This window comes from Sulfitobacter maritimus, from assembly GCF_013346665.1.
Classification (GTDB): Bacteria; Pseudomonadota; Alphaproteobacteria; order Rhodobacterales; family Rhodobacteraceae; genus Sulfitobacter; species Sulfitobacter maritimus.
In genome coordinates, this window is record NZ_JABVBB010000021.1 from 718,259 (window position 1) to 745,115 (window position 26,857).

Annotated in this window: 18 protein-coding genes and 4 tRNA genes; 13 read left to right on the forward strand and 9 right to left on the reverse strand. The window is 61.3% G+C overall.

The genetic code is table 11. The annotated features are described in order from the left end of the window. Positions 1–45 precede the first annotated feature (45 nt). The 3 genes from HTT03_RS05490 (at position 46) to HTT03_RS05500 (ending at position 5,012) form a co-directional block, all read left to right on the forward strand. The gene (locus HTT03_RS05490; RefSeq protein ID WP_174858840.1) at positions 46–1,176 is read left to right on the forward strand and encodes a metallophosphoesterase family protein; all 1,131 of its coding nucleotides are present in this window, start codon (positions 46–48) and stop codon (positions 1,174–1,176) included. Next, a complete protein-coding gene (locus tag HTT03_RS05495) occupies positions 1,173–3,776 on the forward strand; it encodes an AAA family ATPase (RefSeq protein WP_174858841.1) in 2,604 nt (867 codons plus the stop codon). The genes HTT03_RS05490 and HTT03_RS05495 overlap by 4 nt, the downstream gene beginning before the upstream one ends. Before the next feature lie 126 nt (positions 3,777–3,902). Next, positions 3,903–5,012, forward strand: a complete 1,110-nt coding sequence (locus tag HTT03_RS05500) for an AI-2E family transporter (RefSeq protein WP_174858842.1) — start codon at positions 3,903–3,905, stop codon at positions 5,010–5,012. On the opposite strand, the gene HTT03_RS05505 is transcribed toward HTT03_RS05500, so the two are convergent. The 3 genes from HTT03_RS05505 to HTT03_RS05515 form a co-directional block, all read right to left on the reverse strand. Next, positions 5,013–6,413: a TRAP transporter large permease gene (locus tag HTT03_RS05505; RefSeq protein WP_174858843.1), complete on the reverse strand. Its 1,401-nt coding sequence runs from the start codon at positions 6,411–6,413 to the stop codon at positions 5,013–5,015. It abuts the gene before it with no gap. After that, positions 6,413–7,042 carry a TRAP transporter small permease subunit gene (locus HTT03_RS05510; RefSeq protein WP_174858844.1) on the reverse strand — a complete coding sequence of 210 codons (630 nt, stop codon included), beginning with the start codon at positions 7,040–7,042 and terminating at the stop codon, positions 6,413–6,415. The genes HTT03_RS05505 and HTT03_RS05510 overlap by 1 nt, the downstream gene beginning before the upstream one ends. Positions 7,043–7,130: 88 nt before the next feature. Then, a complete protein-coding gene (locus HTT03_RS05515; RefSeq protein ID WP_174858845.1) occupies positions 7,131–8,147 on the reverse strand; it encodes a C4-dicarboxylate TRAP transporter substrate-binding protein in 1,017 nt (338 codons plus the stop codon). A gap of 349 nt (positions 8,148–8,496) precedes the next feature. Between HTT03_RS05515 and acs the strand changes: the two genes are divergently transcribed. Beyond that, positions 8,497–10,452, forward strand: a complete 1,956-nt coding sequence (gene acs / locus HTT03_RS05520) for an acetate--CoA ligase (RefSeq protein WP_174858846.1) — start codon at positions 8,497–8,499, stop codon at positions 10,450–10,452. 67 nt (positions 10,453–10,519) lie between these two features. Here the strand turns inward: acs and HTT03_RS05525 are convergent, their stop codons facing one another. Continuing rightward, on the reverse strand, positions 10,520–11,023 hold the full coding sequence (locus HTT03_RS05525) for a DUF992 domain-containing protein (RefSeq protein WP_174858847.1): 504 nt from the start codon (positions 11,021–11,023) through the stop codon (positions 10,520–10,522). A 152-nt stretch (positions 11,024–11,175) separates the two neighbouring features. Here HTT03_RS05525 and HTT03_RS05530 point away from each other — a divergent pair, with 152 nt between their 5' ends. Then, entirely contained in the window at positions 11,176–11,817 is a 642-nt protein-coding gene (locus HTT03_RS05530) for a flavin reductase family protein (protein ID WP_425506291.1), read from the forward strand. A 39-nt stretch (positions 11,818–11,856) separates the two neighbouring features. Here the strand turns inward: HTT03_RS05530 and HTT03_RS05535 are convergent, their stop codons facing one another. From HTT03_RS05535 to HTT03_RS05545, 3 genes are all read right to left on the reverse strand, one after another. Beyond that, complete coding sequence (locus tag HTT03_RS05535) at positions 11,857–16,197, reverse strand: translocation/assembly module TamB domain-containing protein (protein ID WP_174858848.1); 4,341 nt, start codon at positions 16,195–16,197, stop codon at positions 11,857–11,859. Further along, positions 16,197–18,008 (reverse strand): BamA/TamA family outer membrane protein, encoded by a 1,812-nt coding sequence (locus tag HTT03_RS05540; protein ID WP_174858849.1) that lies wholly within the window; start codon positions 18,006–18,008, stop codon positions 16,197–16,199. Before HTT03_RS05540 ends, HTT03_RS05535 begins: the two co-directional genes overlap by 1 nt. Before the next feature lie 256 nt (positions 18,009–18,264). Then, positions 18,265–18,350, reverse strand: a tRNA-Leu gene (locus tag HTT03_RS05545). Positions 18,351–18,565: 215 nt separating this feature from the next. Between HTT03_RS05545 and HTT03_RS05550 the strand changes: the two genes are divergently transcribed. From HTT03_RS05550 to HTT03_RS05570, 5 genes are all read left to right on the forward strand, one after another. Continuing rightward, positions 18,566–19,255 carry a DsbA family oxidoreductase gene (locus HTT03_RS05550; protein ID WP_174858850.1) on the forward strand — a complete coding sequence of 230 codons (690 nt, stop codon included), beginning with the start codon at positions 18,566–18,568 and terminating at the stop codon, positions 19,253–19,255. A 39-nt stretch (positions 19,256–19,294) separates the two neighbouring features. After that, entirely contained in the window at positions 19,295–19,984 is a 690-nt protein-coding gene (gene lipB, locus HTT03_RS05555; protein ID WP_174858851.1) for a lipoyl(octanoyl) transferase LipB, read from the forward strand. 156 nt (positions 19,985–20,140) lie between these two features. Continuing rightward, positions 20,141–21,814, forward strand: coding sequence for a cytochrome c oxidase subunit I (ctaD, locus tag HTT03_RS05560; RefSeq protein WP_174858852.1), 1,674 nt, complete (start codon positions 20,141–20,143; stop codon positions 21,812–21,814). Positions 21,815–22,044: 230 nt separating this feature from the next. Next, positions 22,045–22,119: transfer RNA gene (locus HTT03_RS05565), tRNA-Gly, on the forward strand. A gap of 155 nt (positions 22,120–22,274) precedes the next feature. Continuing rightward, positions 22,275–22,349 (forward strand) — tRNA-Gly (locus HTT03_RS05570). A gap of 258 nt (positions 22,350–22,607) precedes the next feature. Here HTT03_RS05570 and rlmB read toward each other — a convergent pair. Beyond that, a complete protein-coding gene (gene rlmB / locus HTT03_RS05575; RefSeq protein ID WP_174858853.1) occupies positions 22,608–23,384 on the reverse strand; it encodes a 23S rRNA (guanosine(2251)-2'-O)-methyltransferase RlmB in 777 nt (258 codons plus the stop codon). A 112-nt stretch (positions 23,385–23,496) separates the two neighbouring features. On the opposite strand from rlmB, the gene HTT03_RS05580 reads away from it, so the two are divergent. Continuing rightward, positions 23,497–23,580, forward strand: a tRNA-Tyr gene (locus HTT03_RS05580). Positions 23,581–23,896: 316 nt separating this feature from the next. Here the strand turns inward: HTT03_RS05580 and HTT03_RS05585 are convergent. Further along, a complete protein-coding gene (locus tag HTT03_RS05585; RefSeq protein ID WP_246253353.1) occupies positions 23,897–24,364 on the reverse strand; it encodes a hypothetical protein in 468 nt (155 codons plus the stop codon). An 86-nt stretch (positions 24,365–24,450) separates the two neighbouring features. Here HTT03_RS05585 and HTT03_RS05590 point away from each other — a divergent pair, with 86 nt between their 5' ends. Together HTT03_RS05590 and HTT03_RS05595 are read left to right on the forward strand one after the other, a co-directional pair. Next, a complete protein-coding gene (locus HTT03_RS05590; protein ID WP_174858854.1) occupies positions 24,451–25,455 on the forward strand; it encodes a hypothetical protein in 1,005 nt (334 codons plus the stop codon). 70 nt (positions 25,456–25,525) lie between these two features. After that, positions 25,526–26,818: an O-acetylhomoserine aminocarboxypropyltransferase/cysteine synthase family protein gene (locus HTT03_RS05595; RefSeq protein WP_174858855.1), complete on the forward strand. Its 1,293-nt coding sequence runs from the start codon at positions 25,526–25,528 to the stop codon at positions 26,816–26,818. Positions 26,819–26,857 lie beyond the last annotated feature (39 nt).

Below are 26,857 nucleotides of genomic sequence, written 5' to 3' on the forward strand. Positions count from 1 at the left end.
ACAGGGTGGCTTTCACCTCTGACCCCAGCTTTTCAGGACATCTGCATGAGTTTTCGTTTCATCCACGCCTCTGACCTGCACATTGGCCGGAAATTCGCCAATATTCCCCAGCCGCCGGACGGCAATATTCGGGGCCGGTTGATGGAGGCCCGTCACGCGGCGATTGTGAAACTCGGTCAGGCCGCGCAAGCGCAGGGTGCAAGCCACGTCCTGCTGGCGGGAGATACGTTTGACACCGCCACCCCGTCGCCCAGTGTGGTCCGCCAAGCGCTGATGGCGATGGGCGAGACGCCACAGGTCACTTGGTGGCTCCTGCCCGGCAACCACGACAACCTGCGCGATGCCGAACCGTTGTGGGAGGTGATCCGCCGCGACGCGCCCGACAATGTCCGCCCATTGACCGAAGCCGCGCCTGTTGAGCTGGACGGTGGGGCCACCCTTTTGCCCTGCCCCGTGGCCTTTCGCGCCGGGGCCAGCGATCCGACAGCGCCGCTGGATCAGATGGAAAGCCCAGAGGGCAACTTGCGGATTGGCCTTGCCCATGGCACTGTCACCGATTTCACTGAAAGCGGCGATGCCATTGCGCCTGATCGGGACCGCAGCGCGCGGTTGGACTATCTCGCCCTTGGCGATTGGCACGGGCGCATGGCGGTGTCGGACCGGGTGCATTACTGCGGCAGCCCCGAACAGGACCGTTTTAAACATGGCCGACGCGGGGTCTGCCTGCTGGTGACGCTTGGCACAACGGGCGCCGCGCCTGCGGTCGAAGAGATCGAGACCGGCAGCTTCCTATGGTCAGAGACAGAGTTGACACTTCACCCCAGACAAGATGCGGCAGCCGCGCTCGCAGCGGTGTTGCCGCAACAGGGACGGCGCGACCACCTGCTGCGGGTTTCGGTAAACGGCTGGGTCAGCCTGCCGGACCGGGCCGACCTTACCCAGGCCGCAGCACTTTATGCGCCGGACTTTGCGCATTTCGATCTGGTGACAGAGGCGCTTGGCACACAATACGACAGTGCCGATCTGGATGAAATCGACCGGGGCGGCGCGTTGCGGTTGGCGGCAGAAACCTTAATGACTGAAGCCAAATCCGAAACGCTCTCGCAAACCGAACGCGATGTGGCCGCAGATGCTTTGGCCCGGTTGCACGCCTATGTGCGGGGGGCCAACGCATGAAGATCCGCAGCATCACCCTTAACAACGTGCGCCGCTTTACCGACCCCGCGCAGGTTGCTGGCATCAGCGACGGGATCAACGTGCTCTGCGAGCCGAATGAGCATGGCAAATCGACCCTCTTTGACGCCATCCAAGCGCTGTTTTTCAAGCCCTATGGATCACGCGACAAGGACGTCACGGCGCTGCGGCCCCATGCAGGCGGGGCGCCCGAAGTCACGGTCGAGGTTGAGACTGAGAATGGCCATTTCGTCCTATCCAAACGCTGGCTGCAAAAGGCACAGGCAACGGTTCACCAAAGCGGCAGGCTGATTGCACAGGCGGATGAGGCCGAAGCATGGATCGCGCAGCTGCTTGGCGGCGATGCGGGCGGCCCTTCGGGTCTGATCTGGGTCCGGCAGGGGATGACAGCGCTGACCGGCGGGTCGAACAAAGAAGAGAAACTAGCGCTAGAAGCACGGCGCGATCTGATGACCTCCGTCGGTGCCGAGGTGGAGGCCATGACCGGCGGGCGGCGTATGGATAAGGCGCTGGCCCGCTGCCGCGAAGAGCTTGGGCTATATGCCACCAACACCGGTCGGCCCCGCAGCGGCGGGCCTTGGAAAGAGGCGCAAGACAGGGTGGCAGAGCTAACCCAGCGGCGCGAAGCCCTGACAGCAACCGCGCAGGAATTGCAGCAGGCACTGGCCGAACGGCACCGCAGCCGCCGCGCCCTGCAAGATTTGGAAGCCCCGGATGCGGTTGAGGACCGTCGCGCAAAACTCGAAGCCGCCCGCGCGGCGCACGCCGCCGCCGTCCGCCACGCAGAGGAGGTCGAAACGCTCGGTCGCGCAGTGGAACTGGGCCGGCTAAATGCCGAAAACGCTACCGCGCAGCTGGACAGTCTGCACGCGTTGCAAAGCGAACAGAAAGCCGCTGAGACGGAGGTACAGCAGGCCGAGCAATCGGCCCAAACCGCCCGCGAGCGGCTTGCCCAACAGCGCAGCGCTATGGAGAAGGTCGAGGCCGATTTGCAGGCCGCGCGTGAGACACTTAAGCAGGCCCAAGACCAACACCGCCGCGCTCTGCGCGCCCGCGCGGCCCAAGAGGGGGCGGAGCGCCGTCAGGCCTTGGAAGCCCGCATTGTGCAGGCCGAAACCGCGCGCAGCCAGATGGAAGCCGCCGAAGCCGCAGCGCGACTTGGCCCCGACAGCGCCGCGATGCAACGCATTGAGACCTTGGCCGCCGAAGAGGCCGCCAGCCGCGCGGCCCGCGACGCCACAGCCACGCAGGTGATCGCTCATTACGCCCCCGGCCATGCCGAAACGATCGCTGGCCCTGACGGTCCCCTGACCGATGACACCCCCCTGCCCCTGCGCCAAACAACCCGGTTGGAGATCGCTGGCATCGGCGCGTTGGACATCCACCCCGGCGCGGGCGAACAGAACGGCCAAGCGCTTGAGCAGGCCACGGCCAAACTGCGCAAAGCGCTCGAAACTATTGGCGCGGAAACCTTAGATGCGGCGCGGAATGCCGCCGCTGCCCGCGCTGACGCGCAGCGGCGCTATGGCGAGGCGAAAGCCGTGCTGGCAAGCCTCGCCCCCGATGGGATCACCCCGCTACGCGCCGCCCTAGCAGAAATCCCCGCGCCGGACAGCGATGCAGATGCCCCGGACCTTGCCACGGCGGAAACTGCTTTGCACAGCGCGCAGGAGGCCCAAGACAGGCACAACAGCGCCCGCGAGGAGGCCGCAGAGCAACTGGCCGAACGGCGCACCGAAGCTGCCCGCGCGGAAACCCTTCTGACTTCGGTCCAAGACCGTCTGGCCCGCGCCGAAGCGCAGAGGGCCAAACTGGGCGATTTGTCTGAGGTTGCCTTGCGGGCGCAGGTCGAAAGCACCGCTGCGGCGCTGCGCGAAGCACGTGATGCCCATGCCGAAAAAGCCGCCGACGCGCCTGATTTGGCAAGCCTCAAGGCCGCGCTGGACAGGGCCGCATCTGTCGAGAGCCAAGCGCGGGAAGAAATCGCCCATCTCCGCCCCTTGCTGGCCCGTCTGAATGAACGGATCAGCCGCGCGTCCGGCGATGCGGTCGAAGAGCGTCTCGAAGAAACCACGCAGGAGTTGCACGCAGCGGAGGCCAATTTGGCCCGGATCGCCCATGAGGTCGCGGTCTTGCTGCGGCTTGAAGACTGCTTGCAGACCGCACGGAACGAGGCCAGAGACCGCTATTTCGCGCCGATTGTGGCCGAGTTGAAGCCCCTGCTGCACTTGCTTTGGCCGGATGCGGAACTGACTTGGGGCGAGGAATCCCTACTGCCGCACGCGCTGGTGCGCAATGGCCGGGAAGAGCCAATAGATATCCTCTCGGGCGGGACACAAGAACAGGTGGCGTTGATGGTGCGGCTGGCGTTCGCCAAGATGCTGGCGCGGGCCGGTCGCATTGCACCGGTGATCCTTGATGATGCATTGGTCTTTACCGATGACGACCGGATCGAGCGAATGTTCGACGCCCTGCACCGCCAAGCCAGCGATATGCAGATCATTGTGCTCACCTGTCGCCAGCGGGCGTTTCGCGCCCTTGGGGGGCAAGCGCTGCGGTTGCAATCAGACGTCAGTACCTGACGGCACACCAAAGCATTTTCCGGCCTGCGCAGAATTACTTGCGCGCAAATGAACCATTGCGCCCGTTACGCGTTACCCTCGCAAGGTACGCGCCAGCAATAGAGCGCGGCGCAAGGGGGACGGACATTGAGTGACATCACCGCGATCAGACGGCTATTGGAAGTGTTGGTTCTTATCGCGCTTTTCGTCACCGCCTATTTTGCCAAAGACCTGCTGCTGCCGATCCTACTTGGTTTCCTCCTGGCGCTGACCCTGAGCCCCCTGAACCGCGCGTTGGAAAAACTGGGCATTGCCCCGCCCATAGGCGCGGTGCTGTTGATCGGCGCCGCGGGGCTGGTGATTTTCATTCTTGTGGGTCTTTCGGCGGGCACGATGGCCTCTTGGGCCGATGAAATCCCACGTATGGGAGATGAGATCCGGCGCAAGCTGCAAGGCTGGGCGCAAACGGTTGAGGACGTGCGTTCGGCCACCGAAGAGGTGGAAAAGATCACCGACGAAAACGGTGGCGGCAAAGCCGAGGAAGTGGTGGTCAAACAGCCTGGCCTGCTCGACAATGCGATGAACACCGGGGCTAGGATCGGCGGCACCATCGCGGTGGCACTGGTGCTCGCCCTGTTCCTGCTGGCCTCGGGCGATCTGTTTTACCTCAAGCTCGTTCAGTCCTTTCAGACCTTCACTGGCAAGAAACGCGCGTTAAAGGCCGTCTATGACGTAGAGCGCCGCGTGTCGCGCTATCTGCTGACCATCACGATGATCAACGCGGGGCTTGGTGTTGCCGTCGGGCTCTACCTTTTCGCGCTTGGGCTGCCTGTGCCTTACGTCTGGGGGCTCGCGGCCTTCCTATTGAACTTCCTGCCCTATATCGGCGGTGTGATCGGCGCGGTGCTGGTGGGTGCCTATGCCATCGCGACCTTTGATAGCTTGGGCTATGCGATCCTTGCCCCGCTTGGCTATCAAATCCTGACCGGGTTGGAGGGGCAGTTCATCACGCCCTATCTCGTCGGTCGGCGCTTGGAGTTGAACACCGTGGCGGTGTTTCTCACGGTGGTCTTTTGGGGCTGGCTTTGGGGCATTGCCGGTGCGCTGGTCGCGGTGCCCTTCCTCGTGGTGTTTAAGGTGATTTGCGAGAATGTTACCGCGCTCAATATGATCGGCAACTTCCTTGATAAATCCGAACCGGAGGAGAACCTCCCCGCGACGGAGGAGACCGACGCGGGAAAGCCAAGTATTGGGTGATCAGCCGGCCAAAGACGGCAGCCAAAGCACGATCTGCGGGAAGGCCACCAGCAAGCCGATGGTCACCGCATCCGCTACGAAAAACGGCATTACGCCACGGAACACATCCTGCACACTCAGGTCAGGCCGCACGCCCGCGACAACAAAACAGTTCAGGCCGATGGGCGGGGTGATCAGACAGAACTCCGCCATTTTCACCACCAAGATACCGAACCAGATCGCGCACATCGGGCCGGACATGCCAAAGGCACTGTCAGCGGCCGAGACCATTTCGCCCCCGTTCAGCGCCATGACCGCCGGGTAGACCACCGGCAGGGTCAAGAGCAGCATCCCGATGGCGTCCATGAACATGCCCAGCACGGCGTAGGCCAAGAGGATGCAGATCAGGATCAGCATGGGCGAGGTTTCGAGCGAGGAAATCCAGTCTGCAAAGGCCCCCGGCAGGTCGGCAAAGCCCAGAAAGCGCACATAGATCAACACGCCCCAGATGATGGTGAAGATCATCACGGTGAGCTTGGCGGTCTCCAACAGCGCGTCCTTCAACTCCGTGAGGCGCATGCCGCGAAAGACCGCCATGCAGAAGACGATGAAGGCGCCCACCGCGCCGCCCTCTGTCGGGGTGCCCCAGGCGTCGCCAAAGGGGTTGTAGACAAAGAAGATGATGATCACGACCACCGCCACGATCGGCAAGGCGGCGGGCAGCGAGGCAAAGCGTTCGCGCCATGTGAAGCCGCCCACGGGCGGGCCGACGCTTTTCCAGATCATCGCGATACCGACGATTAGCACCGCGTAGACAACCGCCGAGAACGCGCCGGGGATAAAGCCTGCCAGCAGCAGTTTGCCCACGTCTTGCTCCACAATAATCGCATAGATCACAAGGATTGCCGAAGGCGGGATCAGCGAGGCCAGCGTGCCACCCGCTGCGACGACCCCCGCGGCGAACTGCTTGTTATAGCCGATCTTGAGCATTTCAGGGATCGCGATGCGCGCAAAGACCGCCGCTGTGGCCACCGATGCGCCCGAGACAGCAGCGAAGCCTGCCGTGGCAAAGACGGTCGACACGGCCAAGCCGCCGGGCACCCAAGCGATCCAACGTTTGGCCGCCTCAAAAAGCGCCTTGGTCAGGCCCGCATAGTAGGCAAGAAAACCAATGAGAATGAAGGTCGGGATCAGCGACAGCGTCTGGCTCGAAACCTTCGAGTGCGGCACCTGCCCGGCGGTCTTGATCGCCACGGTCAGCGCCCAGCCCAGCTGGTCCCACTCCATGCCCTTCTTGGCCCAGAAAATCCAAATGAGGCCCACCAGCCCTGCCATGGCGGCGGCAAAGGCCACCCGCATGCCGAGCACCACCATCACCATCATGCCGCCCGAGACCCAAAGGCCGATTTCAATAGGATCCATCAGTCACGTCCATCCAGATGTTCGGCCTCGGCCATTGCTTGTTCCGCCGCGGATTGTACCAGCGGCACGGCGACAGGGCGCTCCAGCCCCAGCACCAACGCCCGTCCGTAGCCCCAGATTTGCAGCGCCAACCGCAGGCAGATCACCGCAAAGGCCAGTGGCACCACCAGCTTGCTCGGCCAGATCGGCAGGCCGATGTCGATCGAACTGTCGCGGCTCCACAGTGGTTTGGTCATGTCAAAGCTGCGGTCGAAATGCGCCCATGCACCCCAAGTGAGCGCCAGCATCAGCAAAAGGATCAGCACCACCGAAAGCAATTCCGCCGCCCAAAGCGCGCGGCCTTTAAGCTGCCCGATGACGATGTCCATCCGCACATGGCCGCCCATCCGCTGGGTGTAGGCAATGCCCATGATTGCGATGAAAGGCATCGCGGCTTCGATCCAATCAACATAGCCCGCGAGCGGCGTCGAGAAGAACTTGCGCCCCCCCACGGACCAAACGGCAAGCACCATCAACATGAAAACTGCAATGCCCGAGATCAGGGCAAAGAAGGTTTCCAGCTTTAGCAATCCCCGGTCGAGGCGGCTAAGAAGACTGCTGTCCTCCAGCACGGCAGATGAACCAGCCATCGGCGATCCCTTTCAATGAATATCTGCGCAGAGACCAAGGGCCGCGCGGTGATCCGCACGGCCCCAAATCGCTCTGAGCGCGCGTCGGTTAATTGGACGCGCGTTCTTTTTCAAGCGTTTCCATTACGAGGTCATAGAGCTCTTGGCCCGGAATGCCTTGGGCTTCCATCTCCTTAATCCACGCCTCACGCGCCGGATCAGCAGCCTGCTCTTTGAACTTTGCGATCACGTCGTCGCTGTATTCGACCTTCTCAACGCCCTTCTCCTCAAGGATGGAATCCCATTTCTTGAGCAGTTCGGCGTAATTAGAAAGATAGTGATCCAGCGCCTCATCCACCGATCCATCCAGCGCTTCGCGCTCTTCGTCGCTCAGCGCCTCATAGGCGTCGACATTGACCACCACCGGGCAGTTCACCGTGCCGGGGTTGAGGTTTGCAGTCCACCAGTCGGCCTTGTTGATCGTGCCAAAGCTCAGATGTGCGTGCTGGGCAAAGGCCACGGTGTCGACCACACCCGATTCCATCGCGTTATAGGCTTCCGTCGCGGTGACAGAGGTCGGCACGGCGCCAACCGCCTCAAAGGCTTTGCCCAGACCACCGGTCGCACGCACCCGCATCCCGTCGAAGTCCTCCAACGTGGTGCGCGGCTCGCCGGTGCCAACAAGGTTGTATTGTGGCATTGGCGAGGTCATCAGCATCTTGGCGTTCCACTGGGCCATCTCTTCGGCCACGGCGGGGTGGTCATAGACCGCCTTTGACACGGCGACTTCTTCTTCAAGGTTGCTGACCCCAAGGAACGGCAGTTCCAGCACGGTGATCGCACGGTTCTTGTCGGGGTGATAACCGGCGCAGAACTGGGCCATCTCGAAGGCGCCGATTGAAATGCCATCAAGGTTTTCGCGGTTCTTGGACAGGCCACCGTAGCTTACGTTGATCGTAAATTCACCGTTGGTCTTCTCAGAAACGAGTTCAGCAATCTTCTCAATATGTTCGGTGAAAGCGCGGCGCTTGCCCCAGACAGAGGCGTTCCATTCGGTTGCAGCAGCCTCGCCCACAAAGGCAACACTCAGCGCACAGGCGGCAGCGCCGCTCAGCAATTTGTTCATAGTTCTCTCCCATATGTCCCGCCCCTTTGCGGGCGGATTGGCGGACAGGCTACCGCGCGCGGCACGACCTGCCAACCCTGTGATGCCGCGCAAATTTACCGCCCGCAAGGCGGATGAACAATTTTTAACCGCCAATAGGTTGAAACTAGGCGCAAAACCGGGAGCATCCGCGCAAAATTGACAGCTTCCGGTCAAAGCGGGAAAAACCTTTACAGACAACCCCTTGCATTCCGGTTGCTTATTCACTTCTTTTCACGGAGCGTTATGATCCCGCCAAGGAGGACGCCAAGGGGACGCAGGCTCGGCCCGCTCGCCCTGGCATGACGCGCACATCAAGGGAGGAACCACCATGTCCGACGCCACCGCCAAGACCTATCCGCCATCCGCCGACATGGCCGCCCGCGCCCATGTGAACGCAGAGCGTTATGCCGAAATGTATGACGCCTCGATCAACGACACCGAAGGTTTCTGGCGCCAACAGGCGCAGCGGATCGACTGGATCAAACCCTTTACCCAAGTCAAAGAGGTCAGCTTTGATCCCGGCGCGGTCAGCATCAAGTGGTTCGCGGATGGGGAGCTGAACGTCAGCGCCAACTGCATTGACCGCCACCTTGAAACCCGTGGCGATCAGACGGCGATCATCTGGGAGCCGGATGACCCTAAAGACGACGCCCTGCATATTTCCTACCGCGAGTTGCACGCGAACACCTGCCGCATGGCGAACGTTTTGCGCGACCTCGGCGTGGGCAAAGGCGACCGCGTCGTCATCTACATGCCGATGATCCCCGAAGCGGCCTATGCGATGCTGGCCTGTGCGCGGATCGGTGCGATCCACTCCATCGTTTTCGCGGGCTTCTCGCCCGACGCCCTCGCCGCCCGCGTGAATGGCTCTGAAGCAAAGGTTGTCATCACCGCCGACGAAGCCCCCCGCGGTGGCAAAGCAACCCCACTGAAAGCCAATGCTGACAAGGCGCTGGCGCAATGTGACGCGTCTGTGCAATGCCTTGTCGTGCGCCGCACAGGGGGCGATGTGGCATGGGACGATGCCCGCGACCGGGACTACAACGCGCTGGCCGAAAAGGCATCCGATAGCTGCGAGCCGGTCGCGATGGGGGCCGAAGACCCGCTCTTCATCCTCTACACCTCCGGCTCTACCGGTCAGCCCAAGGGCGTGGTGCACACCACCGGCGGCTACCTTACCTATGCCGCGCTGACCCATGAGGTGACTTTCGACTACCATGGCGGCGACGTCTACTGGTGTACGGCAGACGTGGGTTGGGTCACGGGCCACAGCTATATTGTCTATGGCCCGCTGGCCAATGGCGCGACCACGCTAATGTTCGAAGGCGTGCCAACCTACCCCGACGCCAGCCGCTTTTGGCAGGTCTGCGAGAAACACAAAGTCACGCAGTTCTACACCGCCCCCACCGCCATTCGCGCGTTGATGGGACAGGGCAACGACTATGTGACCCAAAGCGATCTGTCATCGCTGCGCATCCTTGGCACCGTGGGTGAGCCGATCAACCCCGAAGCGTGGAACTGGTATCACGACGTCGTCGGCCAATCCCGCTGTCCCATTGTCGACACATGGTGGCAAACCGAAACAGGCGGCCACCTGATGACCCCCCTGCCCGGCGCGCATGACATGAAACCGGGGGCGGCGATGAAACCGTTCTTTGGCATCAAACCCGTCGTGCTCGACCCAACCTCAGGCAAAGAGATCGAAGGCAACCCCGCTGAGGGCGTGCTCTGCATCGCTGACAGTTGGCCCGGCCAAATGCGCACCATCTGGGGCGACCATGAGCGCTTCGAGAAAACCTATTTCGCGGATTATCCGGGCTATTACTTCACCGGCGACGGCTGCAAACGGGATGCGGACGGCGACTATTGGATCACGGGCCGGGTCGATGATGTGATCAACGTCTCTGGCCACCGTATGGGCACGGCAGAGGTCGAAAGCGCGCTTGTCGCCCATGACAAAGTCGCCGAAGCCGCCGTAGTCGGCTATCCGCATGATGTCAAAGGCCAAGGCATCTATTGCTACGTCACGCTGATGTCCGGCGAAGAGCCGAGTGAGGAACTGCGCAAGGAACTGCGCGACTGGGTGCGCCAAGAAATCGGCCCGATCGCCTCGCCCGATCTGATCCAATGGGCGCCCGGCCTGCCCAAAACCCGCTCCGGCAAGATCATGCGGCGCATCCTGCGCAAGATCGCTGAGGACGATTACGGCGCCTTGGGCGATACCTCGACATTGGCCGATCCAACTGTGGTCGAAGATCTGATCGGCAACCGCATGAACCGCTAAGCATAAAGGCCGCCCCACTGGGCGGCCTTTTGGATTTCACGACAGAGCTTGCCTGTCGGGATGGGCTTTACCCTTCAACGCGCTGAAGATTGATTTCACCTACGCCGACGGCAAAGTTCACGCCCGTCTGGGTGTTTACACTGAGCGGCTGAAGCATCAGCGTGTCCTCTGAGCCACCAGTCATCAGATTTGCGCCCGCGCCCACACCGACTGTTGCCTCGGCGGAGACACCCTTAAAGCTGCCATTCAAACCGCCTTCGACATATTCGGACTCGGTAGGAGCCAGCACCAGCCACGACATCTGACCGTTCTGCGTCTTGCCGATGTCCACACCCCAGCGGTTGATCTCACCGACATAGGTTTCATCCTCCAACCCCTCTTCGATGGGGTTAAAGGTGCAGGTCAGCTCGCGGGTGGAGCCAAAGATAAAGCCAGTGCCATCGCCCACATCGCAAGACAGTGAGCCAATTTCAGCGTGGTCTACCGTTTCATTATCATCTGCCAGCGCGGTGCTGGCGAAACCCGCGCTCAAAAGCGCGGCGGTAAGGGTGAGTTTGCGCGTGTTCAACATTGTCTGTCTCTTTCCGATGCGTATTGGCACATCTTTCCTTCAGTGAACGGCATTCGGGTGCCTGATTGAGTGGGCGAATATCCCCCACCCCCGACAGCCAGCATCTGCCCCTTAACCGGGGCCGATGTTGCCTCTCATCGCGGGGTCAACCCTTGGCAGGGGCCGCAGTTCCACGCGCCGTTGGATATGTCGCTCTGCCCGCGCCCGCGCGTGACCCAAATGCCGCGCAATCGCGGCTCTCGGCTGGACAAATCACCGATCACATGGCACCGCTTGTCGCTATGAGTGATGAACCGATCCCCTTTACCCCCGCCAGTGGCGATGCCACCGCCCTGCGCCGCGCCTTCGGGCGTTTTGGGACCGGGGTGACCGTTGTAACTACGCAAACGCCGCGGGGACCGCTGGGGATGACCGCGAATTCTTTCGCGTCTGTTTCGCTCGACCCCGCGCTAGTGCTTTGGTCGCCCGCGATTTCATCTAAACGACATGACAGTTTCGTCGCAGCCGCGTCGTTTTGCATTCATGTGCTGGCCGCCGATCAAGAAGCGCTCGCTCAGCATTTCGCAACACAGGGCCATGATTTCAGCCCGTTTGATTGGACCAAAGGCCCCGGCGGCGCGCCGACCTTTGCGGGCGCTTTGGCGCAGTTCCACTGTGACACCTTCGCCGTGCATCCGGCTGGGGATCATTCGCTGATCCTCGGTCATGTGCGCCATATCGCGATGCGCGACGATGGCGCGGCGGGGCTGATGTTTGACCAAGGCCGTTATGGGCAGTTCACCCCGCGTGACTAAGCGGGTATGAAAGGGCGCCAGATCGGCGCCCTTTGATCTTTAGTAATCCCGCTCAAAGAAGATACCGATGCTGCTTTCGCCATCGGACTCCAACGTCCCCTTAGCCGTCAGACTTTCGGTGATGTCGAGGTTCAGCGAAACCTCTCCGGTGCCGTCGGATGCGGCGGTGACATCGGTATAGACGTTATCGGTCAGGTATTTGCCCAAGCGCAGAGCGGTCGCCCCGTCCTCGGTCGTGGTCACGTCAAGGTCATCGAGCCCAAAGCCCTCGCGCAGGTTGCCGATGATGCCGTCCCCGCCCCGTCCGGCAAGCGTTGCGACGGCGCTGGCCAGTTGCAGTGCCTGAAAGGCCGAGATTTCGGAAATGTTGCGCCCAAAGAGCAGTTGCGACAAGACCTCATCCTGCGGTGCAGCGGGGGTGGATTCAAAGGTCACCTCAGGTTCATTTGCCGGACCGCTGACAATCACCCGCACCTCGCCCGACTTGGTATCGGTGGAGGTGACAAAGCGGATATAGGGGATCAGATCGCCCTGAAACTGAACCGACCCTTCGTCCAACAAGAACCGTTTACCCAAGATATCAAGCCGCCCGCGAATGAGTTCAAAACGCCCAACGGACAACAGTTGATTGGTCGAGCCTGTAAGGCGCAGATTACCGCCCAATTCGGCGTCCAGCCCCCGGCCACGGACAAAGATCCGGTTCGGCGCATTAACCAGCACATCCAGCCCAAACCCCGGCCCAGAGGCGCGTTCCACCGGATCAGCGCCCGCTTCGGCACCATCAAGCTGCGCCTTGCGACGGGTCACGAGAACATCTGCTGGGGCATTCACATGGGTAATCGGAGGGATGTCACCAATCGAGGTCAGCCCGGTTGAAGGCACCTGCACATTGGTCTCACCCACATCGATCCGCCCGGCGATGCGCGCACCGCCCGTCAGCGGACCGCTAAGGCGCAGATCACCGTTGAGCGTGGTGGAGTAGAGGCTTGGGTCCGCAAAAACGAGACCGCGCAGCGTGACGCTTAGATCAGCAGGGTAGCTTGGTGTGAGCGTCACTGCGCCCGTCACGCGCACTTGTCCCCCATCGACCGCTTGCCCGGTGACATTGATCTGCGCGCGGTTGTTGCCAAGCTGAATATCCGCGTCGATCCCCTGCAACGCGACCCGCAAATTGGGCGCGGTAAAGGTGGCATCATCGGTGGTGATGCGCCCGCTCACCGAACTGACCGCCGGGGGACCGTTGATCTGCAAATCAAACCGCGCCTGCCCTTGCAGATCGCGGGGTGCGAGGAACGGACGGCTTAGCCCCAAAGGCGCATTGCCAGACACGTCAAGGTTCAGCGTGCCATCGGTGTTCACCAGACCCTCAATGCTGGCCGTTGTGCCAGACGGACCTGTCGCATCGGTATCAACCCGCCAAGCCGATCCCTCGCGCCGGGCGGAGCCTGCAACGCTCAATGGGCCGTTCACCTTATCAACCAGCACGCCGATGTCAGGCATGTTAACCTGAAAATCGACCGCCGCATTGGGGCCTGTCACCAAACCCTCAATCGTGGCCCTCGCCCCGTAAGGACCGCTGGCGCTGGTATCGATCATCACCCCTTGCTCGGTCTGGCGCAGCACTCCGTTGGCCGCCAAACGGCCCGATACGCTTGGCGCAAAGGGGCTTACATCTGGCACGGCGAGGTCAAAGCGCAAAGAGACTTCGCCCGTCGCAAGCCCTTCGACCATGGCGCGGCTGCCGTGGGGGCCATTGGCATTTACATCGACCGCGATGCCCTGCGGCGTCTGACGAACACTGCCCGCCGCGGTCAAAGCGCCGTTCACGCCGGGGGCCAAGGGGCTGACATTCGGCACGGAAAGATCAAAGTTCAGCGCCATCTCCGGCCCCGTTGCCAACCCTTCGACAGAGGCAGTGCTGCTGTAGGGGCCATCTGCGTCCACATCGACAAAGATGCCATCTGACGTTTGCCGAACATCGCCGCGCGCCGACAATGGGCCGTTCAGTTGCGGCACCACCGGGTTCACGTCGGGCATCGACAGTTGAAAGCTCAGCGCCATATTCGGCCCGGTGGCCAACCCTTCCAGCGCCACGCGGCTGCCATAGGGACCGCTGGCGATGGTGTAGATGACAAAACCCTGTTCGGTTTGCTCAAGCGAGCCGCTGGCCTCAACCGCGCCACTGACCTGTGGGACCAAAGGTTCGATATTGGGCAGAGAAAGATCGAATGTCACATCAACGCGCGGCGTCACCAACCCTTTGACAGCAGCCTGAGCGTCCAAGGGGCCGCTGGCCTGGGTGTCGATCTGCCAGCCCTGCGGGGTTTGACGCAATTCGCCCTTGGCGGTGACTGGCCCGGTGATATCCGCATCAGGCAGGAAGTCCTCGATCCGGGGGACATCGGCGGTAAAATCGATCTGCGCGTCAGGGCCAGTGGCCAACCCCGATACGGTCAGCGCCGCGCCATAGGGGCCGTCTGTCACAGCATCGACTGTCCAGCCACGGCTGTCCTGCACCGCTGTTGCCTTGACGTCGATCGGGCCTTCATATTGCGGCGCGACCAGACCGATGTCGGCCAAGGTGAAGTCCAACTCGGCGCGGCTGTCATCGCTGCGCAATTCGGCGGTGCCCGACAGATCAAGCGCCGCGTTCTCAAGGTCCAATGCCCGCAGGAATGTCCCGTTTTCATTGCGAAGCGCGATCATGCGGAGATTGGTGCGCCCTGCGAGCAACGCATCCGCCTGCTCGATCCCGATCTTGAGGTCTTCGGTGATACCAGCCAGAGCCAGATCGAACATGCCGCTTAAAGGGGTCACGGTGCCATTCAGCGCCATCGCGGTCGCCCCGGCGAGGTCGCGCCCTGCCAAACTGGAAAAGCGCGATATATCATCGGCTTCGACGGTGACCTTCAAGTCTGTCAGCAGCCCTGTGTCGATTCCGTCAACCGTCGCCTCTCCGGTCAGCCCGTAATCTTCGCCGGTTAGGGTCAGGCCGCTGATCTGCACCGGATCGCCCTCAACAAACCGCACTTCGGCGCTGCCGGTGATCTTGTCCCCAATCGCGGCGGAACTGGCAGGGTCGGTGAGTTCCACCCCTTCGGCTGCAAAGCTCACATCGCCCAGAAACTGTCCCAGACTGCCAAGATTGCCTTCGAGGATCCCGTCTAAGGTCAGTGTGGTCTGCCCGATCTTCAAAGCACCGGTGTCGAGCCCGGTAATGTCGAAATTCCCGTCAAACCGGTCCCCATCGGCGGCGTCGTAATCGACCTCCAAAATCACCCCTTCGACCCGCGTCCCATCGCCCGAGACGGGCAAAAGGATCGACGTGCCGTCGGGATTGGCGATACGCCCCTTAATATCGATCAGGCTGGGCCATTTCTCTTGGTTAAGCCTGACCTTGCCTTCCAGATCGACCGCATTGGCCGTGATCGTGAAGCTGCTCACGTCCACCGCGCCTGTGCTCTCAACCAAAGCGTCGAGCGCCAACCGCACATCCTCGCCAAAGAAATCACGGTAACGAGGGGCCAAAAGCGCTGTGATATCGCCGCCGATGTTGGCCTGAATACGCCGATCTGGGCTTTCGCTCGCACGCTGCGGGGTCTGGGTGCCCAGCGTCACCTGCCCGGCCAGCCGCTCTTGTCCATCGGTCGCGATTGTCACATCGGTCGCGTAGTCATCCAGCGGGCCGCTGCCCGCAACGGTCATCTCGACCGAGGGTTTCCCCGGCAGGTTCAACAGCCGTGCCGCAATGCCTTCGGGGTCTTCTTGTAGGTTCAACAGCAGATCGAGCAAACCTTCACTGCGGTCATAGTCCGCCTGAATGTCGAACACGCCCATTTTGCCATCCGTGCGGCGGGCCTGAAAGTCGACAATGCCCACCGTGTCCGTCAGCCGCGCATTGGCCTCAATCGACAGTTGCGCCGCTTCGCCCAAGATCGGCTCGCCCAGATTGATCTCCCCCACAGAAAAATCCGCGATTTCAACCGAGACCGGCAGGTCCGGCAGAGCAAAGGGTTTCGCCTCGGCATCGGGCAGCGTGGTTTCATTGCTGACCGGGAGCCGCTCTACATCCAGCCGCTCGGCGGTCAGCCTTTCGACTTCAAGGCGACCGCGCAGCAAGGCCGAGCGGTTCCAATCCAGCACGACACCTTCCAGCGTTAGCCAGATGCCATCGTCATCCGCGATGGTCATCTGGTCAAAGGACGCTTCCGAACTCAGCGCCCCTCTGAAACCATCGATACTGACCGTCCGGCCCGCGCCGCTTAGCGCGTCTTGGATGGTGCGGGTCAGAAAGCCCTTGTCGTCGTCTTGGGCCAAGGCCGGCACAAGACTGGCAAACCAGACAAAAGCGATGGCGAGGAACTGAAAAAACTGCCGCATTAGAAAGACTGCCCAATCCCGATATAAACTTGGAAATCATCATCGACTTCTGGCCCCGAGGTTGGCACGGCCACATCAACCCGGATCGGGCCAATTCCGGTGGCATAGCGCAGACCAAGCCCCGCGCCAGAGTGCCAAGTGCCTGACCCGTCATAGAACTCTTCCGAGCCAATATAACCTGCATCGGCAAAACCCACGACGCCGATCTTTTCAGTAACGCTCACCCGCGCCTCGGCAGACAGGCCTACAAAGCTGCGCCCGCCCACGGTGTCGCCGCTTGGCAGATCGACCCCAAGCGATTGGTAAGGCTGCCCGCGCACGGTCCCGCCGCCGCCGGAATAGAATAGGTAATCTGCCGGAGCTTGGTCGAGATCAGGCCCCGCCAGCGCGCCCAACTGGCCCCGAAAGGCCAGTGTCACCGGCCGTTCCGTGCCAAAGGTGTGGTAGTACCGCGTGTCAAAAAGCGTCCGCAGACCGCTTTGCGAGCCAGAGATCGCGGCGAAGGGGGTCAGGCTTGCTTTGGCGTAATAGCCTTCTTTCGCATCCAGATCTTTGTCGCGATAATCAAATTCGGCACTGAGCGGCAGGGTCAGCAGCGTGTAACGTTGGGTGCCAAAAGCATCGCGGGTCTCCGCCGCACGAATCCCCAAGCCTGCTGTATAGCGTCGCTGCTGGTTCGCAATGCGGGTGATTCCGGCTTCCAAGTCCAGCTGACGTGAGAAAAAGTTCACCTCATCCAACTGCTCCAGCTTTGCCAGCGCATAGAAGTCCGTGTCGGCGTTAAACGTGGCAGGCCGCTCAAATCGGGCAGACAGACGGTAATCCTCACCACCTGAATTGCCCCCAATCCCTTCGACCTCAGCCGAAAGCCGCAGCCGTTCCGCGCCGCCCATCAGATTTCGATGCAGCCAAAAAGTGCTCAGCCGCAACCCTTCGAGAGAGGAAAGCTCTGCGCCAAAGCCGATACGGCGTTTGGGCGCTTCCACCACCCGCGCGGTGATCGGCAGTGTGGCGTCGGGGCCGATGTCGTCCGCCTCGGTCAGCGCCACCGCATCAAAAGCCCCGGTTCGGCGCAGGCGCTCGGTCGCGAGTTCGACCTCTTCAGGGTCAAAAACCTCGCCCACCGGCAGCCCCGCGATCTCGCGCACGCGTTCGGTCCGCACATCTTCGTTGCCGGTGATCGCCAGCGCCCCAAAGCGCAGCCGCGGTCCGGGGGCCAAGCGCAGATCGGCATCGATCTGACGCTCTTTATGACGCGCCACCAAATCCTGATCGGCCAGTTCCGCCTTCGCGTGGCCGACCGCGCGCCAACCGGCAATGCCGCTCGCTACGGTTTCTTTCAATACGCCAAGGCTTGCGGTCTGCCCCGAAGCAAAACCATCCGGCAGTTCCGTTTCAGGCGCAAGCGGCGCGATGCGGGCCGTACCAAAGCGAAACTTTGGGCCGGGATCGACGCGAATAACGGCTTGCGCCACATTGCGCGGCGGGCGCACTGGGGGAATCGCTGCTGCATCAACACCATCAAGAGTGATTTTAAGCGTGGGGCCGAAATACCCATTGTCATAAAGCACCGCCAAAAGCCGTGCGTAATCCGCCTGCGCGGCGGCAACCAGTTCTTGCGGCGTAGCGGGTTCGGCGTCCTCATCGGTTTGCTCTGCCAAAAGCGAGCCCCGGCGCAGAGTGTCATACAGGTCCGAATCCTCAGATACCCCGGTGATGCTCAACTGCGCCGCCGCCCCAAGGCCCGCACCGCCTAAAAGAAGGCCAATCGCGAGAGATAGTGCCGATGTATGGTTCCCTGCTCGCCTCACGCGCCGCCCTCCTGTTTAGCCGCCCCGCCTCCGTCGTTGCGGCTCGCAAGGCATTGACCCCGTTAAACGGCATCGCCGCCGGGCCTGCAAACACTCTGCGGTCATAAAAGGAAGATGTGAACCATTCATCCGCGATCTGATGATCGCAGCGCACAAAGGATCGGCAGTTTTTCGCGCAAAGCGTCTTGCGCCGCGCGTATCGTATATGTGCGTAAGGAAGTTTACCTCACAAGGCCCCGCCTTGTCTTAACAACCATGGTGCGGTCGGAGAGACTCGAACTCTCACGGGTGTTACCCCACAGCGACCTCAACGCTGCGCGTCTACCATTCCGCCACGACCGCACGCCATGGTTGGTGCGTGCGGTTTAGCCAAAGGCAAAAGGATTGTGAAGAGGCAATCAGCAACTATTTTCACTCTTATGAAATCGCCGTCAAAGCCGCCCTTCCTGGCCCCATTCCGCTGCCGAAAAACCAGCGCCGCCACTGGTCAAACGCAGATGACCGTTGAAACGTGGGCAACACACGCCCATCTGACGGCTAGCAATAAGGAACATATGATGCCCGCAGACACCTCCGCCGCCCCTCCGCAAACCGACGCCCCCACGGTACAGATCGACATCGTGTCCGATGTCATGTGTCCTTGGTGCATTGTTGGTTACAAGCAACTGGAACAGGCGCTCGGCGCGGTGGGTGTCGGGGCCTATATCCGGTGGCATCCTTTCGAATTGAACCCGCAGATGCCCGCTGAAGGCCAGAACATGGCCGAACATCTGGCCGAGAAATACGGCTCCACCCCCGCGCAATCTGCCGAGAATCGCAAACGCCTGACCAGCATGGGCCGCGCGTTGGGCTTCACTTTCAATTTCACCGACGACACGCGGATGCAAAACACCTTCCTCGCCCATCAGCTTTTGACTTGGGCGCAGAGCAAAGGTCTGCAACACCCGCTGAAGATGGCTTTGTTTGACGCGCATTTCACCCAAGGCCGCAATGTGGGTGATAAAGAAGTATTAACCGATATCGCCGCCTCCGTCGGTTTGGACCCTGCCGAAGCGAAAGAGGTCCTCGCCAGCGGCAGCTATGCGGCCCAGACCCGCGAAGCACAGCAAATCTGGACCTCGCGCGGTATTTCCGGTGTGCCGTCGATGATTTTCGAAGGCAAATACTTGATCACCGGAGCGCAGGGGGCCGAGAACTACGCGCAACTGTTGCGCAAAGTGCTGGAAGAACGCGACGCCGCCGCGTGAGCACTGGCCGCGCGGCGCGGGGATTGCTAAGGCTAGCGCATGGTTGAATGGATTATCTCCGACGGTCTGACCGATTACCGCGCCGCTGAAGCGTGGATGGAATCACGCGCGGCGGCCATCGCGGCGGGCGAGGCTGATGAATGCATCTGGCTGGTCGAACATCCGCCCCTCTACACTGCAGGCACCTCGGCAAAACCAGCAGATTTGACAGATCCGGGGCGCTTCCCCGTCTACCCCACGCGGCGCGGCGGACAGTACACCTATCACGGGCCGGGCCAACGGGTTGCCTATGTCATGCTTAATGTCGCCGCACGCGGACGCGATGTCCGCTGTTTTGTGCGTCAGCTAGAAGACTGGGTGATCGCCACGCTCGACCAATTCAATCTGCGCGGAGAGATTCGGCCCGGTCGCGTCGGCGTTTGGGTCCAACGGCCCGACAAGCCGAACCAAGCCGATGGCAGCCCCGCCGAAGACAAAATCGCCGCGATCGGAATCAGACTGCGCAAATGGGTGAGCTTTCACGGTATCAGCATTAATGTTGAGCCGGACCTAAGCCATTTTAGTGGCATCATCCCCTGCGGCATTGCCGAACATGGGGTGACATCGCTTGTCGATCTCGGCTTGCCGGTCACGATGGATGACGTCGACCTCGCCCTGCGCGCCAGCTTTGACGGCGTGTTCGGCGCAGAGGCCCCCGCCCCCGCCTGTCCGGCCAGCGCGCCTCGCTGACCGCGCCGGGCGCGAGACAAATCGCCGCGCAAAAAATACCCCCCCTGCGACGAACGAGCCCATTGCCCCCAAGGGAACGGCGCTCTAAAACGGGCGCGACGACGCAGCGCGCCGATTATGGTGCCTTGTGACCAATTCATTTGCAGGAGGCACCGCATGGCAGACGCAGCCATTCACGGCCAAGATCACCACGACGACCGGGGGTTCTTTACCCGGTGGTTCATGTCCACCAACCACAAAGACATCGGTATTCTTTATCTGATCGTCTCGGCCTTTGTTGGGCTTATCTCGGTGGCCTTCACCGTTTACATGCGCCTTGAGCTGATGGAGCCGGGCGTTCAATATATGTGTATGGAAGGCGCGCGTTTCATCTCTGATGGCACCGCATCCTGTACGCCCAACGGACATCTCTGGAACGTGCTGATCACCGGCCACGGCATCCTGATGATGTTCTTCGTCGTGATTCCTGCGCTCTTTGGCGGTTTCGGCAACTATTTCATGCCGCTGCAAATCGGCGCGCCGGACATGGCTTTCCCCCGGATGAACAACCTGAGCTTCTGGCTCTATGTCGCAGGCACCACCCTGGCGGTCTGCTCGCTGTTGACACCGGGTGGCGCGGGCCAGCTGGGTTCCGGCGTGGGCTGGGTGCTTTACCCGCCGCTTTCGGTACGTGAAGCCGGCATGTCGATGGATTTCGCGATCTTCGCGGTCCACGTCTCGGGTGCCTCCTCGATCCTTGGCGCGATCAACATGATCACCACCTTCCTGAACATGCGTGCCCCCGGCATGACCCTGTTCAAAGTGCCGCTCTTTGCCTGGTCGATCTTTGTCACAAGCTGGCTGATCCTTCTGTCCCTGCCGGTTCTGGCGGGCGCGATCACCATGCTCTTGATGGACCGTAACTTCGGTTTCGCCTTCTTTGACCCCGCCGGCGGCGGTGACCCAGTGCTCTACCAGCACATCCTGTGGTTCTTTGGTCACCCCGAAGTTTACATCATCATCCTTCCCGGCTTCGGCATTATCTCCCACGTCATCGCGACCTTCTCGCGCAAACCGATCTTCGGCTACCTGCCGATGGTCTGGGCGATCATCGCGATCGGTGCTTTGGGCTTCGTCGTCTGGGCGCACCACATGTACACAGTGGGCATGACCCTGAACCAGCAGGCCTACTTCATGCTGGCGACCATGGTCATTGCGGTCCCAACCGGTGTGAAGGTCTTCAGCTGGATCGCCACCATGTGGGGCGGCTCCATTGAGTTCAAAACACCAATGCTCTGGGCCTTCGGCTTCCTGTTCCTCTTCACCGTCGGTGGCGTCACCGGCATCGTGCTGAGCCAAGCCGCCGTGGACCGCGCCTATCACGACACCTACTATGTTGTGGCGCACTTCCACTACGTGATGTCGCTGGGTGCTGTCTTTGCCATCTTCGCAGGGATCTACTTCTACCTGCCCAAAATGACAGGCCGCATGTACCCTGAATGGGCTGGCAAGCTGCACTTCTGGATGATGTTCATCGGGGCCAACCTGACCTTCTTCCCACAGCACTTCTTGGGCCGTCAGGGCATGCCACGCCGCTACATCGACTACCCAGAGGCTTTCGCCTATTGGAACCAGTGGTCGAGCTGGGGTGCCTTCCTGAGCTTCGCCTCCTTCCTGTTCTTCTTCGGGATCATGGCTTACTCGCTGACACGCGGCGCCCGCTCCACGGCGAACAACCCTTGGAACGAATATGCCGACACGCTGGAATGGACCCTGCCCAGCCCGCCGCCCGAACACACGTTCGAGCAGCTTCCAAAGCAGGAAGACTGGGACAAGCAGCACAGTCACTAACCTCGGCAAAACAATCGAAAGGCCCCGCCCCCGCGGGGCCTTTTCTTTTGCACCGCGCCACCGCTGGGCCAAACCGCACCATTCAGACCCCTTCCAATTCATCCTTTTAAAAATACCCGCGGGGGTCCGGGGGCAGCGCCCCCGCCTTGCACAACTTTTTCCACGCAAAACGACATTTCCCTCTTGAAGCCTCTCGCGCCTATGGGTATCCCGCCCACACCAAACGGTAAGCGGGCGTAGCTCAGGGGTAGAGCATAACCTTGCCAAGGTTAGGGTCGGGCGTTCGAATCGCCTCGCCCGCTCCATTTGGACTTCACAGGGTCGCATCTTCGGATGCGGCCCTTTGTGTTTTCAGTGCCATCGATCTTCCTAGAATTAATTCCCGCGCTTTGTTCCCGACCTTCATTTTCCCTCTTGCAGCCGCCTGCGCGAATGGGTATTCCCCCCTCAGCAACCGGATGCGGGCGTAGCTCAGGGGTAGAGCATAACCTTGCCAAGGTTAGGGTCGGGCGTTCGAATCGCCTCGCCCGCTCCAGGTTGATCCTGCCACCCCGCAGGAACGCAATGCCGCCCCAAGGGGCGGCTTTTGTGTATCTAGCCCTTGCCCCCAGCACAAAAAAACGCCCCATGGAATCCACGGGGCGTATAGGTACGGAACGAGGGACAGTATGTGGCCAGCAGGCGTTCCGGGCCTGCGGTCATCTTATAACTTAAGAAGCCTTTGCCGTTTTCAAAGGGGCCAGCGCGCACCGGCCCGCCCCCCTTTCGCCTTTGAGCCAATTTCTGCCGATTTTCAGCCGCCAACCCGACTGGCATAGAGCGCAATGGCTGCCGCATTGGAAACGTTGAGCGATCCAAACCCCCCGGCCGCGTCGATCCGCACCAGCGCATCGACTGTCTCGCGTGTCTTCTCCCGCAGTCCCGGCCCCTCGGCGCCGAGGACCAAGGCGACAGGACGGTCTCGACGGCCTTCTACAGCGGCCTCGATGGTCTGTGTGGCCTCCCCATCCAGTCCCAGCACCAGATAGCCCATGTCCTGCAACGCTTTGATCGTATCAGCGAGGTTGCGCACCCGCAGGTAAGGCTGCCGCTCCAGCGCACCGCTGGCGGTCTTGGCTAGGGCGCCCGTCTCAGGCGCAGAATGGTGCTTCGTGCCAATCACCGCCGAAGCGCCCAAGACTTCAGCCGAGCGGAGAATCGCGCCGACGTTATGCGGATCCGTCACCCGATCCAGTAACAGCAGCCGCGGCGCGGAATCACCAATTGCCACATCCTCCAGCCGCCCCCAGTTGAGCGGCTTAACTTCCAGAGCCGCGCCTTGATGGACCGAATTGGGATCAAGCGGTGGGCGGAACTTGCGCGGGTCGACAACCTCGGGCGTGATTCCCGCTGCCGCAATGGCATCTTCCAGCTTCGCTTGGGCATTCGGCGTCACCATCAAACGCAATTTCTCGCGTTGCGGATTCTGCAGCGCATCGCGCACCGCGTGCAGGCCAAAAAGCCAGACAGTCTGCGCCGCTTCGGCCTTCTTGTCCTGCTCTTTCTGCACGACCCATTTAGGTTTCTTCATCTCTTTATCCTTTCGCGCGATTTCCCCAAGATTTCTCAGGAATTCGCCTTGACGGTCCGTTGGGTCGCTTGTAATCACGCCCCCACGTCAGGTGCAATGCACAGGGCAAAGTGGGCGACAGGCCGCAAGGTGTGGCAGGGGACTGTAACTCCCTCGCGGAGACGCACGCCTGGTTCGATTCCAGGGTCGCCCACCACTTTACCCCATCTAAAGACAACGATATTCCGCAACCCTCGTGTTCGAGGCCGGCCGATCGATCCCCCGGATCGATCCTACGCTATGCAGCATGTTGCAGGGGCCGCCTGCGGCTCCCTCGCGGAGACGCACGCCTGTTCGATCCCGAGTCGCCCTTACCCCTCGCTCAACTTAGCAATTACCCAGACCCCAAATGTCAGGGGATCAGCACCGCGCCGCGTGGGAAACGCGCGCTGTCCAGACTGAGGTCGTCATAAACCAGTTGCACCTGCACCGATTGAAGCGAACCGGGCGCGAAGGTCATATAGGGCAGCGGGTCACTCTCCAGAATCGCATTCGGCGCAGACGTCCACGTGACAGGGCGGCATTGGCCAATTCTGCATCGCCTGATCGTTCACAGAAATCGCCATGGCGGCAAGCCCGCAACGCCAGCTCCACAAATGAGTGACATAGACATAATCCTGACCGTTGTAGTCGCGCACCGCGACCCAACTGCCACGGGTGACGTCAAGGATCGGTTTGACCTCCGCCGCCGTCGTGAACCTGCCGCTGGGGGTCTGGTCTTCGGCGGCAAGTCCCGGCGGCACCACGGACATATCAAACGCCGCAGGCAAAGCGGGCTTTGAAGGCGCTGCGGGGGCGTCCGGGCGGTCCGGCTTGCCGGAGGTTGCGGGAGCCTGCGCCGTCTGCGGGCGCTGCGGCACCAGTGGCGCTGCGATCCCATCTGTGGGCGCGTTTTGCCCGCCAATACCGATAGCGATGACTGCGAAAATGAAATCAAACATCCCAAACCCTCCGGCCCCCAAATGCCGCCTTTTGCCAGATCAGACTTCCGCCTATACTCGCTCAAAACACGAGGCCGCGCCTAAGTATGACACGCAATTCGCGTATTTCGCAAATTTTCAACGTCGTCATCGTGGCCCAGCAAGGGCGGCTGGCCTATGAGGCGTTGCTTTTTGCCGCCTCGCTGCGCCACTCTGCACCCGGTTTCAAAGGGCGTCTGTTCATCGCTGAGCCGCAGCCGGGGCCCCTTTGGGACAAAGACCCGCGCATCAGCAATGACGCGCTGCGCATGGCCCTTTCGGACCTTGGGGCAGAGTTTATTCCTTTTGAAAGCAAGCATTTTGGCAGCGCTTACCCCTATGGCAACAAGATCGAAATGCTCAGCGCCCTGCCCAAGGGGGAACCCTTTGTTTTCTTTGACACGGACACGCTGATCACCGGCGATCTGACCGCGGTCCCTTTCGATTTTAACCGCCCTTCCGCCTCGCTGCGCAGGGAGGGGACGTGGCCGCAGCCGCAGCTTTACGGGCCGGGCTATACCGGATTGTGGAAATCACTCTACGACAAGTTCGACCTCGATTTCGACAGCAGCCTCGATCTCAGCCAACCTGGCGAATACTGGCGGCGTTATCTCTATTTTAACGCCGGTTTCTTCTACTACCGCTGCCCTCATGAATTTGGTGCATTGTTCCTGCGCTATGCGCTGGCGGTGCGCGATGATCCTCCGGTCGAGCTTTGCGCGCAGAGCTTTGATCCTTGGCTGGACCAGATCGTGCTGCCGCTGGTGATCCACAAGCTCGGCGGCGGCCGCGATACACTGCCGCCCGGTCTGCTCGATGGCGCCATCTCCTGCCATTACCGCTTCCTGCCGCTGCTCTATGCCCGCGAAAGCACGCGCGTGATCAAGGTGCTCGAAACCGTCGCGGCAACCCATAAGATCAAGAAGCTGCTCAAGGAACGCGATGCGATCAAACGCATGATCTACCAAAAGCGTGGGGCCAAGGTGCGCGCGCTGTTTGACCAAGACAACCTGCCGCGCCGTGAACAGGCGATCCGCAACCGGATCAAATCAAACGGCTTCTGGATGCGCTAACCGCCAGTTGTTTGTCCGCAGACTTGGCCCTAGGGTGCCCGAGACCCCATTTTTCTGAGAGGACAGAGCCATGGCAGACACCCCTAATCTTCGTTTTGACACCCAGCAAATCCACGCCGGCGCGGCGCCGGACCCGGCCACCGGCGCGCGGCAGACGCCGATCTACCAGACCACGGCCTATGCCTTTCGCGACGCCGATCACGCCGCGGCGCTCTTCAACCTGCAAGAGGTCGGCTATATCTATTCGCGCCTGACCAACCCCACCAATGCGGTGCTGCAAGAGCGGATTGCCACGCTGGAAGGCGGTGTTGGTGCGGTTTGCTGTTCGTCGGGCCACGCGGCGCAGATCATGGCGCTGTTCCCGCTGATGGGGCCGGGCAAGAATATTGTCGCCTCGACACGCCTTTACGGCGGCACGGTGACCCAGTTCAGCCACACGATCAAACGCTTCGGCTGGTCCTGCAAATTCGTCGACTTCGACGATCCGCAGGCGGTGGCCGATGCGATTGACGATGACACTCGCGCGGTCTTTGGCGAGGCGATTGCCAACCCCGGCGGCTATATCATGGACGTGCGTGCGATTGCCGATGTGGCCGATGCGGCGGGGATTCCGCTGATTATCGACAACACCAGCGCCACGCCCTACCTCTGCCGCCCGATCGAACACGGCGCGACGCTGGTGGTACATTCCACCACCAAATACCTGACCGGCAACGGCACCGTCATGGGCGGCTGCGTGGTGGATTCGGGCAAGTTCGATTGGTCCGCGAATGACAAATTCCCCTCGCTCAGCCAGCCTGAGGAAGCCTATCACGGCATGACCTTCCATGAGACCTTTGGCCCGATGGCCTTTACCTTCCACAGCATCGCCATTGGCCTGCGCGATCTGGGCATGACGATGAACCCGCAAGCAGCGCATTACACGCTGATGGGGATCGAAACCCTGTCCCTGCGGATGGAGCGCCATGTGCAGAACGCGGTTAAAGTGGCCGAGTGGCTCGAACAAGATGACCGCGTTGATTACGTGACCTATGCGGGGCTGAAGTCGTCGCCCTATTACGAGCGTATGCAAAAGGTCTGCCCGAAGGGCGCGGGCGGCTTGTTCACCTTCGCGGTCAAGGGCGGCTATGACGCCTGCGTGAAGCTGGTAAATGAGTTGGAAATCTTTAGCCATGTCGCCAACTTGGGCGATACGCGCTCGCTGGTGATCCACTCGGCCTCGACCACGCACCGTCAGTTGACGGAAGAGCAGCAAGAGGCGGCGGGCGCAGGTCCAAGCGTGTTGCGTCTTTCTATCGGGACCGAAGATGCCGACGATCTGATCGCCGATCTGGATCAGGCGCTGACCAAAGCCACGGCCTAAACGATTGCCCCCGCCAGACTGTCTGGCGGGGGCTTTTTC

What these genes read in the sequence shown, in the direction of transcription:
- HTT03_RS05515 (WP_174858845.1), bottom strand. Translation starts at nt 8,147, where the DNA reads ATGAACAAATTGCTGAGCGGCGCTGCCGCCTGTGCGCTGAGTGTTGCC.
- rlmB (WP_174858853.1), bottom strand. Translation starts at nt 23,384, where the DNA reads ATGAAGAAACCTAAATGGGTCGTGCAGAAAGAGCAGGACAAGAAGGCC.
- HTT03_RS05590 (WP_174858854.1), top strand. Translation starts at nt 24,451, where the DNA reads ATGACACGCAATTCGCGTATTTCGCAAATTTTCAACGTCGTCATCGTG.
- HTT03_RS05490 (WP_174858840.1), top strand. Translation starts at nt 46, where the DNA reads ATGAGTTTTCGTTTCATCCACGCCTCTGACCTGCACATTGGCCGGAAA.
- lipB (WP_174858851.1), top strand. Translation starts at nt 19,295, where the DNA reads ATGGTTGAATGGATTATCTCCGACGGTCTGACCGATTACCGCGCCGCT.
- ctaD (WP_174858852.1), top strand. Translation starts at nt 20,141, where the DNA reads ATGGCAGACGCAGCCATTCACGGCCAAGATCACCACGACGACCGGGGG.
- HTT03_RS05550 (WP_174858850.1), top strand. Translation starts at nt 18,566, where the DNA reads ATGCCCGCAGACACCTCCGCCGCCCCTCCGCAAACCGACGCCCCCACG.
- acs (WP_174858846.1), top strand. Translation starts at nt 8,497, where the DNA reads ATGTCCGACGCCACCGCCAAGACCTATCCGCCATCCGCCGACATGGCC.
- HTT03_RS05535 (WP_174858848.1), bottom strand. Translation starts at nt 16,197, where the DNA reads ATGCGGCAGTTTTTTCAGTTCCTCGCCATCGCTTTTGTCTGGTTTGCC.
- HTT03_RS05510 (WP_174858844.1), bottom strand. Translation starts at nt 7,042, where the DNA reads ATGGCTGGTTCATCTGCCGTGCTGGAGGACAGCAGTCTTCTTAGCCGC.
- HTT03_RS05525 (WP_174858847.1), bottom strand. Translation starts at nt 11,023, where the DNA reads ATGTTGAACACGCGCAAACTCACCCTTACCGCCGCGCTTTTGAGCGCG.
- HTT03_RS05585 (WP_246253353.1), bottom strand. Translation starts at nt 24,364, where the DNA reads ATGTTTGATTTCATTTTCGCAGTCATCGCTATCGGTATTGGCGGGCAA.
- HTT03_RS05505 (WP_174858843.1), bottom strand. Translation starts at nt 6,413, where the DNA reads ATGGATCCTATTGAAATCGGCCTTTGGGTCTCGGGCGGCATGATGGTG.
- HTT03_RS05495 (WP_174858841.1), top strand. Translation starts at nt 1,173, where the DNA reads ATGAAGATCCGCAGCATCACCCTTAACAACGTGCGCCGCTTTACCGAC.
- HTT03_RS05595 (WP_174858855.1), top strand. Translation starts at nt 25,526, where the DNA reads ATGGCAGACACCCCTAATCTTCGTTTTGACACCCAGCAAATCCACGCC.